This window comes from Bacillus sp. 5RYD7K (assembly GCF_059831465.1).
Genome location: NZ_CP191200.1, coordinates 3,329,751 through 3,342,983 on the forward strand (window position 1 = coordinate 3,329,751; position 13,233 = coordinate 3,342,983).

The following is a 13,233-nucleotide window of genomic DNA, read 5'->3' on the forward strand; positions in this document are numbered from 1 at the left end:
CTCCCTGTCCTCACTTGTTCTCCGCTTTCAGCCCTTTTAAATATTCATACAGCGCATCTGTTTCAGAGTCCGAAAGCTTCGGATAAGTGCCTGTCATCTTATTGCCCGGTTTAATGCTGTCCGGATCTTTCAGCCAAGCTTTTACATTCTCTTTATTCGCATCCTTGATGCCGGCCACTTTGACACGTTCGCCGAAGGTAGCCAGGTTCGGAGCCGTTCTTGCCGCTTCAGCCCGTTTATCATTAGGCTCAACCGCATGACAGCTCAGGCAGTTTTTTTCCTTAAACAGCTCTTCTCCTTGCGCGGCTAAATCGGAATCTGTTGTATGCTTATAATTTTTCATCGCTTTCGTCCATTGTTTAAATTCTTTTGACGGCAGCGGTTTCACTTTGAAATCCATCAGCGCATGTGAAGGGCCGCACAGCTCCGCGCATTTCCCGAAGAAATATTTCCCCGCTTCTTTGCTGCGTTTAGAATCGAAGGTCAGAAAGAAAGTATTGTCGTTATCCGTATTCGTATCGATTTTTCCCCCGGCTGACGGAATCCAGAAAGAGTGTTTCACATCTGAGGACTTCAGCTTGAAATAAACGCGTTCATCTGTGGGAACGATCAGCTCCTGACTGGTCACAAAGCCGTAATCAGGATACTCGAATTCCCACCAGTATAAATTCGCCCTTACATTAATCACGAGCGCATCCTCTGCTTTACGGTTTTTCTTATCCATCGGCGACGTATCCGCCAGCGCCAGTGTCTGGATGACAACCGGGATGACAAGAATAATCAGAAGCAGGATCGGAATAACAGTCCAGGTGATTTCTAAAAAACGGTTCCCCTCCACCTGTTTCGGTATCGTGTCTTCCCCTATACGCGACCGTCTGAACCTCACAATGACGTAAAAGAAAATAACTGCTACGACCGCAACGACGACAACCATGATAAGTGTGCTGAGCACCGTCAGATCATACTGTTTATCAGCCACTTCGCCGGCAGGCTTGAGTGTGGACAGAAACGGTTTTCCACAGCCGCTCAATAAAAGCGGCACTAAGGCTAATAATGATAAAAGACGCCAACGCTTTAACATTTCACCCAACCCCTTTTTTGAATCAGTACAAAATGCACGAGCAGTAAATCTGCTTCCAGCTGAAATACTTCATTTCCTCATTTCTTAAAATATGAGATTTTTTACTTAAAATTCCATCTATGTATAAAAGCAAAGCCGCCTGATTAAACAAAAGGTCAAGGCGGCGTTTACTAGTTGTCATTGTTTGTTTTGGCGATCAAACAAGCTCATTATTCAATTAAAACAGCGTGAAGACCACCATTGCTACGAAATAAATGGTCATGTAATTAAGCGAATAGACAAACATAAGAGTTGCCCACTTCATAATGTTTTTCATACGGAAACCCATCAGTCCGAGAACAAGCCATCCCACATTCAGCAGAGTGCCGAGAATGACGAGCGGAAGACCGAGACTGCCGAGGAAAAACGGAAGCGGCAGCAGGCATGCGACCCAGACGATAATCTGTCTTTTCGTCACCTCAAAGCCGTGCACTACCGGAAGCATCGGAACATTCGCTGCTCTGTAATCTTCCGTCTTCTTAATCGCAAGCGCTAAAAAGTGCGGAATCTGCCAGATGAATAAAATCATGAATAATACCCATGCGACAACACCGATGTGCCCTTCAACCGCTGTCCAGCCGATTAACGGCGGAACCGCGCCCGATACACTTCCGACAACCGTATTAATCGTATAGCGGCGTTTCGTCCACATTGTATAAAGAACAACGTACGTAAACACCCCGATAAAACCGATGACTGCCGCCATTACGGTGGTCATTAAAAGCATGATAAGTCCTAAAGCAATGAGTAAAATTCCTGACCACAGCGCTTGATTCGGCTGAATCTTTCCGGTAACCGTCGGTCTTACTTTCGTGCGTTCCATTAAATGATCAATATCACGGTCATAATAGTTATTAACCGCACAAGAACCGGCGATGATCAGTGAAGATCCTATTAATGTAAGAAGCACGGTGTTTAAATTGCCTAAAAAACTCAGACCGGATATATGTAACGCAAGCCACATGCCGGTAAAAGTCGTAATTAAATTCGAATTGACGATTCCTATTTTAATAAGCGAAAGGAAATCCTTCCATGCCGTCGTCTCTTCAATCTGTCCGTCTATAGCTGTATCGTTTAAAATTCTGGAATTAGCCATAACGTAAACCTCCCTTACAAACCTAAAGCAGGTTTTTTAAGACCTGCAACTCTATCATACAAGATAATGACCTGTAAAAAAACATCCTCTTAAATATTAAACGAGAAACAGGAATTTATTTGTGAACGTTTTATGAATTTTACCAAATCTGCCGATTGCATAATAAAGCGGTTACTTTATTTCTATCAGACCCATCTGGAATAATCAACCCCATTATCTAAGAAGTCCTGATTCTATTATATTTTTGTGAACAAACAGAATTGAGAATTGCCACAAAACACATATTCGCTTACACTTGGTACGTATATCATTTTGTCCAGTTTGTTAAGAAGGTGAATGTAAAATGAATAAAGCTTTAAAAGCGCTCGGTGTGCTGACGACATTCGTCATGCTCGTCGTGCTGATCGGCGGCGCTCTTGTCACAAAGACAGGGTCGGGTCTCGGATGCGGAAGACAATGGCCGCTTTGCCACGGCCGCTTTTTCCCGGAGCTTAATGCCGCTTCTATCATTGAATGGAGCCACAGACTCGCAAGCGGTGTCTCAATCGTTCTCGTGCTGAGCCTCGCGTTTTGGGCATGGAGAAAAGTCACGCCTGTTTTCCGTGAAACAACCTTTCTCGCCATTATGTCCATTATCTTTTTATTTTTACAGGCGCTTCTCGGCGCATTAGCGGTTGTTTTCGGATCAAATGCGCTCGTTATGGCGCTTCATTTCGGCATATCGCTGATTTCTTTCGCTTCTGTTCTGATTTTGACGCTGCTCATCTTTGAAGCGGATAAATCAGACAAAAAGCTCGTCAAGCCGCTCAGAATCGGCAGGAAAATGCAGTTTCATATGATCGGCCTTTCGATTTACACGTATATCGTCGTTTATACGGGGGCTTATGTGCGCCATACGCAATCAAGCCTTGCCTGTCCTGATGTTCCGCTTTGCAGCAGACTGAACCACGGGCTTCCGTCCCAATTTCAGGAGTGGGTGCAGATGGGCCACAGAACGGCAGCGCTGCTTCTGTTCGTATGGGTCCTTATCGCTTTCGTGCATGCGGTGCGCTCCTACAAAGACCAAAAACAGATTCTTGGTGGCTGGACGGCGGCTCTTGTCTTTGTTTTATTACAGGCGCTCTCCGGAATCATGGTTGTTTATTCAGAAATGGCCACCGGTTTTGCACTTGCCCATTCGCTCTTTATTGCCGGGCTGTTCGGCGTCCTATGCTATTTCTTATTATTAACCGCCCGCTTCCGTTATGAATCAAAACAGCGGAACATTTGAGGCGCATGAAAAAGACCGAAGCATCAGAGCTTCGGTCTTTTTACATACAAAAAACCTGATCGCACATGGATCAGGTTTTTAATGTTCATTCTTTTACGCTTTTTCAATCTCGATCAGTAAATCGCCTGTCTGAATCGGTTCCCCGTTTTTCACATGGATCTGCTGAATCGTCCCGGAGAACGGCGCCTGCACCGTCGTCTCCATTTTCATCGCTTCATTAATCATCAGATGATCGCCTTTGTTCACCTTCGCGCCGGTTTCAGTTAACAATTTAATAACGGTTCCCGGCATTGATGCTGCAATGTGGCTTGGGTTTGTCCGATCGGCTTTTAATTTTTCCTTTACGGATGATTTAATGCTTTCATCTTTAATGACTACCTCACGCGGCTGGCCGTTCAATTCGAAATAAACGACCCGTGTCGCATCAGGCTGCGGTTCACCGATAGATACAAGCTTCACGATCAGCGTTTTTCCGCGCTCGATTTCCACTTCGATTTCTTCACCCAGCGTCATGCCGTAGAAGAAAGTCGGTGTGTCCAATACGGAAATATCACCGAAGCGTTCAGCCGTTTGTACATATTCAGTGAAAACCTTCGGATAAAGCGCATACGCGATTGCGTCCTGATCACTCAATTCCGTCTGATGCGTTTCTTTCCATTCTTCTTTAATGCCTTCAAAAGATACCGGTTCAAGCAGCTCACCCGGTCTTACCGTGATCGGCGTCTGCCCTTTCAGAACGAGCTTTTGCAGTTTTTCCGGAAATCCGCCGTGCGGCTGGCCGATCTGCCCTTTAAAAAGCTCAACGACTGAATCCGGAAAATCAAGCGTTTCACCTTTATCATAAACATCTTGTTCTGTTAAATTGTTTTGCACCATGTAAAGTGCCATATCTCCGACGACTTTGGAAGAAGGTGTTACTTTCACGACGTCACCGAACATGCGGTTAACGACGCTGTACATCTCTTTCACCTCATTCCAGCGGTCACCCAGGCCGACTCCTTTTGCCTGCTGCTGCAAATTGCTGTACTGCCCGCCCGGCATTTCGTGATTATAAATCTCAGTGTGCGGAGACTTCATCCCGCTTTCAAATTCACTGTAATATTGACGGACGGATTCCCAGTATTGTGACAGTCTTTCAACCTGCCGGACATCCATTTCAGGACGGCGGCTGTTCCCTTCAAGCGCATGGTAAAATCCGCTTGCGCTCGGCTGTGAAGTCAGCCCCGCCATTGAGCTGACGGCGACATCCACGATATCCACACCCGCTTCAACAGCTTTGGCATAGAGAAAGACGCCGTTGCCGCTCGTATCATGCGTGTGAAGATGAACGGGAATATCAATCGTTTCCTTCAGCGCGGAGACAAGTTCGTATGCTGCTTGCGGTTTCAAAAGACCGGCCATGTCTTTAATGCCGAGAATGTGCGCACCAGACGCCTCAAGTTCTTTCGCCATGGAAAGATAATATTTCAAATCATATTTCGTCCGGTTCTTATCAAGAATATCTCCCGTATAACAAATCGCAGCCTCCGCCACTTTTCCAGTTTCACGGACGGCATCGATGGCCAGCGTCATCCCTTTCACCCAGTTCAGACTGTCAAAGATCCGGAATACATCAATACCTGATTCTGCTGACTGCCGGACAAATTTTTGGATGACATTGTCCGGATAGTTGGTATAACCGACGGCATTTGATGAACGAAGCAGCATCTGGAACAATGTGTTCGGCACTTCCTTGCGAAGATCTTCAAGGCGTTTCCAAGGATCTTCTTTTAAGAAACGGTACGCTACATCAAATGTCGCGCCTCCCCACATTTCAAGGCTGAACAGTTCAGGCCACAGGACAGCCGTGGGGTTCGCGATTTTTTTCAAATCATTTGTTCTGATTCTGGTCGCAAGCAGAGACTGATGGGCATCCCTGAACGTTGTATCAGTCAGGAGTACAGACTTTTGCTCTTTCACCCAGTCAGCAAGCCCTTCAGCGCCTCTTTCATCGAGAATCTGTTTCGTGCCGTTTACCGGCGTTTCTCCGATACCTAACGTAATGGCCTGAGGCTTATCAAACGCAGGTTTTTCTTTTTTCCCGATTCCCGGAAAACCGTTTACCGTTACATTGCCGATGTAAGAAAGCATTTTTGTTCCGCGGTCCTTCTGTTTAGGAAAAACAAACAGTTCAGGCGTTGTGTCGATAAACGATGTATCATATTGCCCGGTCAGGAATTTTTCATGCTTTGCCACGTTTTCAAGAAACGGGATATTGGTCTTAATGCCCCTGATTCTGAATTCCTGCAGGTTGCGGACCATTTTTGCCGATGCCTGCTCAAACGTCAGCGCCCATGTCGACAGTTTGACGAGCAGTGAATCGTAATAAGGCGTGATAACCGCGCCCTGGAAGCTGTTCCCTGTATCAAGGCGGACGCCGAAGCCGCCGCCTGAGCGGTAAGCCATAATTTTACCCGTGTCAGGCATAAAGTCATTCAGCGGATCTTCAGTGGTCACACGTGATTGTATCGCATATCCGATTGTAAAAATGTCTTTTTGCTGAGGAATATTGACGGCACGGCTGTGGAGTCCGTGGCCCTGCGCAACGAGAATCTGCGTCTGAACGATATCAACCCCCGTAATCATTTCCGTAATCGTATGCTCCACTTGTACGCGAGGATTCACTTCAATAAAGTAAAACTCACCGTCCGCTACGAGAAATTCCACAGTTCCCGCGTTGATATAGCCGACATTTTTCGCAAGGGCGACAGCCGCTTCACAGATCTCGTCCCTTAATTCAGGCTGTAAGGATACACTCGGCGCCACCTCAATGACCTTTTGATGGCGTCTCTGAACGGAACAGTCCCGCTCATACAGATGGACGACATTGCCTTCTTTATCTCCGATCACCTGAACTTCAATATGCTTAGGATTTTCGATCAGTTTTTCAACATACACTTCGTCGTTTCCGAATGCAGCTTTCGCTTCTGATTTGGCCCGCTCAAACGAATCTTTCAATTCGCCCTCGCTTCTGACGATTCTCATCCCCCGGCCGCCGCCTCCGAGCGACGCTTTAATAATAAACGGATACCCGTGAACTTTTGCGAATTGTTCGACATCTTTTAATGTTTCAGCAGGCCCGTCACTCCCCGGGATAACGGGGATGCCGGCTTTTTCTGCCTGCTCTCTGGCCTTGACCTTATCTCCGAACATATCCAAATGCGCTGACGTCGGTCCGATAAATACGATGCCCTCTTCTTCACAGCGTCTCGCAAATTGGATATTTTCAGACAGAAATCCGTAACCCGGATGGATGGCGTCAACACCATTTCTTTTCGCAATCCCAATAATCCCTTCAATATCAAGATACGCGTCTATCGGTTTTTTGCCTTCTCCGACAAGATAGGCTTCATCCGCTTTATAGCGGTGGTAGGAACCCGAATCTTCTTTTGAATAAACGGCTACCGTTCTGATGTTCAATTCTGTGCACGCCCGGAAAATCCGGATCGCAATTTCTCCCCTGTTTGCTACTAACACTTTTTGGATGGATTGTTGTGACAAATTTCTCTCCCCCTTGGCCTAATAAATATGTAGTTTATAATAAAGGAATATCCGTCCTGTGTATACACTTGTTTTTTACAGATACACAGATTTTTCCGTCTGCCGTCTTTTTATCCCCTTAGACGGAACGGGTTCCCTCTTTTTCTTCTTTTCTGAGTACTTGACATGCATACTGACGTTCACCAATATACCGGCGCTCGTCAATAATAAAAACATGGATGAGCCTCCGTAGCTGATAAACGGCAGCGGAACACCCGTAATCGGAATTAAACCGCTGACACCGCCGAGGTTGATGAAGGTCTGAATCGCAATCATACTGGATATCCCGATTGCCAGGAGACTGCCGAACGGATCTTCACATTTTCTCGCAATATAAAAACCTTTTAACACAACAAAAGCAAGCAGCACAATGACGAACAGGACGCCGAAAATGCCGAGCTCCTCTGAAATCACCGCCATGATAAAGTCTGTATGCGATTCCGGCAGATATCCGTATTTTTGAATGCTTTCTCCGAGACCGAGGCCGAAAAAACCGCCTGAGCCGATCGCATAATACGAATTTATAATCTGCAGGCCTGATGTGCCGGCATATTTAAACGGATTTTCAAGGCTTTCAAACCGGCTCATGCGCCCTGGCGTCAAAATATCGTCCCATTTCAGATAAATGATCGGGCTGACAAGAAGTAATACGATTCCCGCCATGATAACCAGCCTGAGCAGCGTCTTTCCGCTGAATCCCGAACACATAATGACGCAAAACGCGATCAGACCGATAATCATCGCCGTTCCGAAGTCAGGCTGAATGGCGATAAGCGCACAAATGACTACGGTGACGATCACCGGCGGAGCAACTCCTGTCAAAAGCTGATCGATATAGCTTTGTTTTTTCGCGTACACCGCGGCAAGATACAGAATCAGGGTCAGCTTGACAAATTCCCCCGGCTGAATGGCCATTCCGCCGATTTTAAACCAGCTTTGCGCGTTTCCGGCAACATGTCCGAAAACAAACAGCGCGCAAAGCGCAGCCACTGACGCAAGCAGTAATATTTTCTGGACCTTTTGATGGGCGAGCACTTTGTACGGAAAAACGGCCGCGATGATAAACAGCACGAGCCCTGCAATGACGGCGAACAGCTGCCGTTTAAAAAAATAGTCGCTGCTCACGCCGTAACGCATAACGGCGGTAATCATACTTGAACTGTATACCATTACCAATCCGAAACTGCACAGCAGAATAATAGCGCTTATCAATGAATAATCGTAAGATTTTAACATTCTTTTAAACATAACATCCTCTTTCCTGCTTAAAGCTTACGTTTAATACCTATTGCGTATTATATTTTACTATAATTCATAAACAATTTACGCAGTTTCTTTATAGTTTTTCGGATGAAATGCAGATTAATAGACCGTCTCACGAAAAGAAGATGCAAAAAAACGGTTTACGGTTATAAAAAAACCCAAACCGTTGAATAGTTTGAGTTTGATCATTTATTTTCCTGTAAACGCGTCATGCAGAGCAGACAGTTCTCTTTCAAGTCTGTCCAGCAGCTCTTTTCCGTCGTTTTCATCAACTAATCCCAGGCGGACAGCAAAATCGATTTCCCTCGACAGTCCGAACATCTGAGTATCCAAGACCTCTTCGTACAGAGGACATTGAGGCATCGTTAAGTTATCCATTTGTACTCGGATCAGCTTCAAAATCTTCTCAGCATCTGACTTCAACAGTTCGAATGCTTTCTGCTGATGGTCAACTATAATCTCTGAAGCCAAAAGTATCCCTCCGTTCCCCAGGCGAGTACCTAATTCTTCTATTTATCATAAAGGGTATCAGGTGAAATTGCAAGAGGATTTAAGCAGATGTCGTGATAAAAAATGTTTCAAAAAATACTCAGCCTGTATTTCTCAGACATGATTTCCAAAAGCTTCACACCCGCGATGCTGTTGCCTTTTTCATCAAGCGCCGGGCCGAATATACCGATTCCGAAATTGTATGGCGAAATACCCATGATTCCTCCCGAAACCCCGCTTTTGGCGGGAATGCCGACCTTGATCGCGAATTCCCCGCTCGCATTGTACATGCCGCATGTCACCATAAACGTCTTGCAGATTCTCGCCACATCTTTTTTAATGACCTGTTCCCCGGTCTCCGGATGCTTGCCGTCAAGTGCGAATACGCAGCCGATTTTGGCTAAATCCAGACTGCTCATCTTAATCGCGCACTGCTTTGTATACAAATCCATGACCTCTTCAACATCGCCTTTAAAAATGTCATACTGCTTCATGTAATAACACATTGCCCGATTGATCATGGAGGAACCGAATTCTGATTCTGCGACATGTCTGCAATATGTAATTTCCTGATTATTCGCAAGCCTTCTGATAAATCCGAGCAGATAATCCAGGCGGTCTTTCGGCGTATGCCCTTTAATAAAACTTGTAACGACGAGAGCGCCCGCATTAATCATCGGATTTAAAGGCTTGCCCGGGTTCACCGTCTCAAGCTTCACAATGGAATTAAACGGGTCGCCGGTCGGCTCCTGCCCTACGCAGCTGAATATCTTTTCCTTTCCGTAATCCATCAGTACGAGCGCCAGAGAAAGCACCTTCGAAATGCTCTGCAGCGTAAATGTCCGGTCGGCGTCTCCTGCCGTCAGACATGTATTTTCCGCATGATAAATCGTGACTGAAAGGCTGTCTTGCCCCGATTCTGCCAAAGCCGGAATATAGTCTGCCACTTTGCCTTCTCCGGTCTTTTTTTTCGCTTCTTGAACGAGTGCGTCCAGCTCCTGGTAATGCCGGCATACCATTTCGATCCCCTCACTTTGCTGCCGTTGGTTACGTCTAATTTGCGACGCAAAGTGACAATTCATGCGAAAACTTTTATACTTTAAGTAAAGGGGGGCTTCACCATGAGCGTTATTCAAGTTAAAGGCAATGTTACATACCCGATTACAATTGATCCGAGTGTCTGGATTTTCGATGACCGCAAGTTTCCGTTTGAAAACAATCAGCCCGTTCACTCAGACGGCTCGGCAGAAACTAAGGAGCATACACTTGATCCGGAACGGGTGATCAGAGAAGGGCGCATTTCGCCGCCGACTTTAAAAAGCGAAAAACGTTTTGAAAAAGAAAGATTAATGAACGGCAGCTTCGCCATGAAGCTCGGTGCTGTCTTAGCAAATGCCGAGCCGAAAGAAAGCGCTGTCCTTTGCGTATTTATTTCAGGATCTGAAAGAACCGAGGTGCCGCTTGAAAAGGCGATGGACGCAATCGCCCATTTCTGTGAGTCAGGGAAGCCTCTTCAAGACGGCGGTCCGGTCCATTTTTACGTGAACGAAAACTTTGAAAAACCGATAACGGGCGTCACAGAAATCGAAGTTCTATAACAAATCGGCCGCAAGCTGTGCAAGGCCGGATCTTTCGCCTTTCATAAGCTTCACGCTGCCGGAGACGGTTTGTCCTTTAAACCGTTCTACGACATAAGCAAGTCCGTTATTCAAACTGTCTAAATATGGGTGATCTATTTGCTCCGGGTCGCCCATCAGGACAATTTTGCTGCCTTCTCCCACCCGTGTCAAAAGCGTCTTGACCTCGTGCCTCGTCAAATTCTGAGCCTCATCAATAATAATAAACTGATCCGGAATGCTTCTTCCCCGAATGTATGTCAGCGCCTCAACCTGAATTGATCCGATGCCCGCTAAAATCGCTTCAAGTTCACCCGGCTTTTTCGCATTGAACAAAAATTCAAGATTATCAAAGATCGGCTGCATCCACGGCTTGAGCTTCTCCTCTTTTTCACCCGGCAAATATCCGATATCCTTGCCCACCGGGACGATGGGACGAGCGACGATCAGCTTTTTATAAATACCGAGATCCTCCGTCTGCAGAAGCCCCGCCGCGAGAGCAAGCAAAGTTTTTCCCGTCCCCGCTTTTCCGATCAGGGTGACAAGCGGGATATCTTTTCTCAGCAGGAGTTCAAGCGCCATTGTCTGCTGGACGTTTTTCGGCCTGATGCCCCATACGTGCTCATCATCAAAGACGAGTCTTTTTACGGTCTCCCCTTTCTTATCTGTCATGCCGACCGCAGAAGAAGATCCTCCTAATTCATCTTTCATCAGCACAAATTGATTCGGATAAACCTGATGCTGCTGAAGCTCCTTGACTGAAATTTGTTTGTTTTTATAAAACGAGTCAAACCGCTCTTTATTCATAAATATATCTTTGTACCCACTGTATATCTCATCATGGTCAACGACTCTGTCGTTTAAAAAGTCCTCCGCCAAAAGCCCGATGGCATCCGCCTTTACCCTGACCAGCACATCCTTGCTGACCAGAATGACGGGGCGGCCGTTTTCTTTCGTTTCCTCCTCAAGGCTTAAATTTTTTGCCACCGCCAAAATGCGGTTATCATTTGTTTTTTCGATAAAAATTTCCTGAAGCTGATGAAATGACCGGTGGTTCAGTTCAATTCTGAGCGTTCCTCCGCTTTCAAGCGGAACCTTTTCGTGCAGCCTTCCTTTCTCCCTGAGCCCGTCTATCAGCTTAGATACGTGCCTCGCATTCCTCCCGACCTCGTCCATATACCGCTTTTTTGAATCGACCTCTTCCAGCACGACGGCGGGGATGACAACTTCGTTTTCTTCAAAAGAAAAAATGGCGTTAGGATCCTGCAAAAGTACATTCGTATCTAACACATAAATTTTACTCAAGTCTCAGCCTCCTGAAAAATAAGGATCAAAGCCCAGCGTGTGCTTCTCTTTTCGTGAAAAACGGGGATGCCTGCTAAAATATATGATTTGGTGAATAAAGATAGAAGGTTAATTCAACAATAAAAGAAATGAAAGCATTAAAGGAGGGAATCTGACGTGCGAATTCTTTTCATTATCATACAAGCTTTATTTATTCTGACCGGCTGCACAGCTGTACAGGATGGCCGCGGGCGCAGCAATATCCAAAACGAATCAACCGATCAGGGCGGAGCAAAACCGATTCATGTGAAAAATACGGCTCCTGAGACTGCTGTGAATCCCGGACGGACGGACATTGCAAAGCATCTAGTCGAAGTGACTGAAAAAATCCCAGGCATTACAGACGCCACCGCGGTCGTACTCGGACGATACTCAGTCGTCGGAATCGATGTGGATGACAATTTAGAACGGAGCAAAGTGGAAAGCATTAAATACACCGTTGCCCAAGCATTAAAAAACGATCCTTATGGCGCCAATGCCGTTGTCGTCGCTGATCCTGATACAGTCTCCCGCCTGAGAGGCATGGGCAGCGATATTAAGGCCGGACGTCCGGTTTCAGGCATTTTGGACGAACTCGCCGCAATCGTCGGACGTGTCATGCCGGAAGTTCCGAATGATGTGACCGACAATGAAAAAGAATCACCGACTAAATCGAATGATGACCAGCTGAATCAAAGAGATCAGAACAAGCTGCAAAACGAGCAGAATGATCAATCAGATCATCACATGAATAACCGCCGGTAAAAAGCAGCGCCCGCTACAAAGGAAGGGCGCTGCTTTCTTTCCCTTTGGCAGGCGCGTCATCCATGATATAATGCTTGTCATAGTGAAAGAGGTGAAAAATCAATGAGAGTAAAATGTTCCATTTGCGACAAAATTGAACAAATTGATGATGAAACACTGACGGCCAAACGCCTCCGCAACCGTCCGATTCATACATATATGTGCCAAGAGTGCCATGACCGAATCAAAGTCAAAACAGAGGCACGGCTGAATACCGGACATTTCTCCTTTCATCCAGGGCAAAAAACGAAAAAAGATAAAGTGAAAAAATAAACCAATAAAAAAATGACCCGCCGAAAGGCAAGGTCATTTTTTTATTGCGGTTTAGCTGACTGGCTTTTTTTGGACTGGTGCAGACGGATTTTGTAAATGATCAAAATCAAGGCGGCGACAACAAGCCCTTCTCCGACCGGCAGAAACACACCGAAAAAAGTCAGCACGGTGCAGCCGAGCACGAGAAAGAGATAAACTGCCGCAGCCTTTAAAACCGGCAGCCTTTTGGCAAAGCCGAGTTTAAATACAATCACCGAGAGCACGACGATCGTTCCGTATAACAGCCACATTCCCGTCAGCGGATGCTCATCCACTTGGTAAAGCGCAGCAAAGAACGACAGCCGTTCACTTACTTCATTCAAAAAGATCCCCTCCCCTTTTCCGTTCGGGTTCTATCTTT

General features: G+C 46.2%; 12 protein-coding genes. 4 read left to right on the plus strand and 8 right to left on the minus strand.

All coding sequences use genetic code 11. The features are described 5' to 3' along the window. Window positions 1-10: 10 nt before the first annotated feature. Together coxB and cyoE are read right to left on the minus strand one after the other, a co-directional pair. Window positions 11-1,081 (minus strand): cytochrome c oxidase subunit II, encoded by a 1,071-nt coding sequence (gene coxB, locus ACQE26_RS16315; protein WP_438421863.1) that lies wholly within the window; start codon window positions 1,079-1,081, stop codon window positions 11-13. Between the two features lie 217 nt (window positions 1,082-1,298). Beyond that, window positions 1,299-2,216, minus strand: coding sequence for a heme o synthase (gene cyoE, locus ACQE26_RS16320; protein WP_060962860.1), 918 nt, complete (start codon window positions 2,214-2,216; stop codon window positions 1,299-1,301). A 343-nt stretch (window positions 2,217-2,559) separates the two neighbouring features. Here cyoE and ctaA point away from each other — a divergent pair, with 343 nt between their 5' ends. After that, on the plus strand, window positions 2,560-3,486 hold the full coding sequence (gene ctaA / locus ACQE26_RS16325) for a heme A synthase CtaA (RefSeq protein WP_500470068.1): 927 nt from the start codon (window positions 2,560-2,562) through the stop codon (window positions 3,484-3,486). 93 nt (window positions 3,487-3,579) lie between these two features. Here ctaA and pyc read toward each other — a convergent pair whose 3' ends face one another. From pyc to glsA, 4 genes are all read right to left on the minus strand, one after another. After that, the gene (gene pyc / locus ACQE26_RS16330) at window positions 3,580-7,026 is read right to left on the minus strand and encodes a pyruvate carboxylase (protein ID WP_500470069.1); all 3,447 of its coding nucleotides are present in this window, start codon (window positions 7,024-7,026) and stop codon (window positions 3,580-3,582) included. A 75-nt stretch (window positions 7,027-7,101) separates the two neighbouring features. After that, window positions 7,102-8,313, minus strand: a complete 1,212-nt coding sequence (locus tag ACQE26_RS16335) for an FtsW/RodA/SpoVE family cell cycle protein (protein WP_049628415.1) — start codon at window positions 8,311-8,313, stop codon at window positions 7,102-7,104. Between the two features lie 204 nt (window positions 8,314-8,517). After that, window positions 8,518-8,799 (minus strand): Fpa/YlaN family protein, encoded by a 282-nt coding sequence (locus tag ACQE26_RS16340; protein ID WP_016936238.1) that lies wholly within the window; start codon window positions 8,797-8,799, stop codon window positions 8,518-8,520. A 107-nt stretch (window positions 8,800-8,906) separates the two neighbouring features. Then, window positions 8,907-9,836, minus strand: a complete 930-nt coding sequence (gene glsA / locus ACQE26_RS16345; RefSeq protein WP_047475174.1) for a glutaminase A — start codon at window positions 9,834-9,836, stop codon at window positions 8,907-8,909. A 102-nt stretch (window positions 9,837-9,938) separates the two neighbouring features. Here glsA and ACQE26_RS16350 point away from each other — a divergent pair, with 102 nt between their 5' ends. Next, window positions 9,939-10,415, plus strand: a complete 477-nt coding sequence (locus tag ACQE26_RS16350) for a peptidyl-prolyl cis-trans isomerase (protein ID WP_438421858.1) — start codon at window positions 9,939-9,941, stop codon at window positions 10,413-10,415. Here ACQE26_RS16350 and ACQE26_RS16355 read toward each other — a convergent pair. Then, window positions 10,410-11,738 carry a PhoH family protein gene (locus ACQE26_RS16355; RefSeq protein ID WP_438421857.1) on the minus strand — a complete coding sequence of 443 codons (1,329 nt, stop codon included), beginning with the start codon at window positions 11,736-11,738 and terminating at the stop codon, window positions 10,410-10,412. The genes ACQE26_RS16350 and ACQE26_RS16355 overlap by 6 nt on opposite strands. A 156-nt stretch (window positions 11,739-11,894) precedes the next feature. Between ACQE26_RS16355 and ACQE26_RS16360 the strand changes: the two genes are divergently transcribed. Together ACQE26_RS16360 and ACQE26_RS16365 are read left to right on the plus strand one after the other, a co-directional pair. Then, the gene (locus tag ACQE26_RS16360; protein WP_500470070.1) at window positions 11,895-12,521 is read left to right on the plus strand and encodes a YhcN/YlaJ family sporulation lipoprotein; all 627 of its coding nucleotides are present in this window, start codon (window positions 11,895-11,897) and stop codon (window positions 12,519-12,521) included. A gap of 102 nt (window positions 12,522-12,623) precedes the next feature. Further along, window positions 12,624-12,833: a YlaI family protein gene (locus ACQE26_RS16365; protein WP_016936243.1), complete on the plus strand. Its 210-nt coding sequence runs from the start codon at window positions 12,624-12,626 to the stop codon at window positions 12,831-12,833. A 41-nt stretch (window positions 12,834-12,874) separates the two neighbouring features. Here the strand turns inward: ACQE26_RS16365 and ACQE26_RS16370 are convergent, their stop codons facing one another. Then, on the minus strand, window positions 12,875-13,195 hold the full coding sequence (locus tag ACQE26_RS16370; RefSeq protein WP_015239793.1) for a YlaH-like family protein: 321 nt from the start codon (window positions 13,193-13,195) through the stop codon (window positions 12,875-12,877). Between the last annotated feature and the right edge of the window lie 38 nt (window positions 13,196-13,233).

Excerpts from the sequence above, each read along its gene's own strand:
- coxB (WP_438421863.1), bottom strand. The coding sequence starts at position 1,081 with ATGTTAAAGCGTTGGCGTCTTTTATCATTATTAGCCTTAGTGCCGCTT.
- cyoE (WP_060962860.1), bottom strand. The coding sequence starts at position 2,216 with ATGGCTAATTCCAGAATTTTAAACGATACAGCTATAGACGGACAGATT.
- ctaA (WP_500470068.1), top strand. The coding sequence starts at position 2,560 with ATGAATAAAGCTTTAAAAGCGCTCGGTGTGCTGACGACATTCGTCATG.
- ACQE26_RS16335 (WP_049628415.1), bottom strand. The coding sequence starts at position 8,313 with ATGTTTAAAAGAATGTTAAAATCTTACGATTATTCATTGATAAGCGCT.
- glsA (WP_047475174.1), bottom strand. The coding sequence starts at position 9,836 with ATGGTATGCCGGCATTACCAGGAGCTGGACGCACTCGTTCAAGAAGCG.
- ACQE26_RS16350 (WP_438421858.1), top strand. The coding sequence starts at position 9,939 with ATGAGCGTTATTCAAGTTAAAGGCAATGTTACATACCCGATTACAATT.
- ACQE26_RS16365 (WP_016936243.1), top strand. The coding sequence starts at position 12,624 with ATGAGAGTAAAATGTTCCATTTGCGACAAAATTGAACAAATTGATGAT.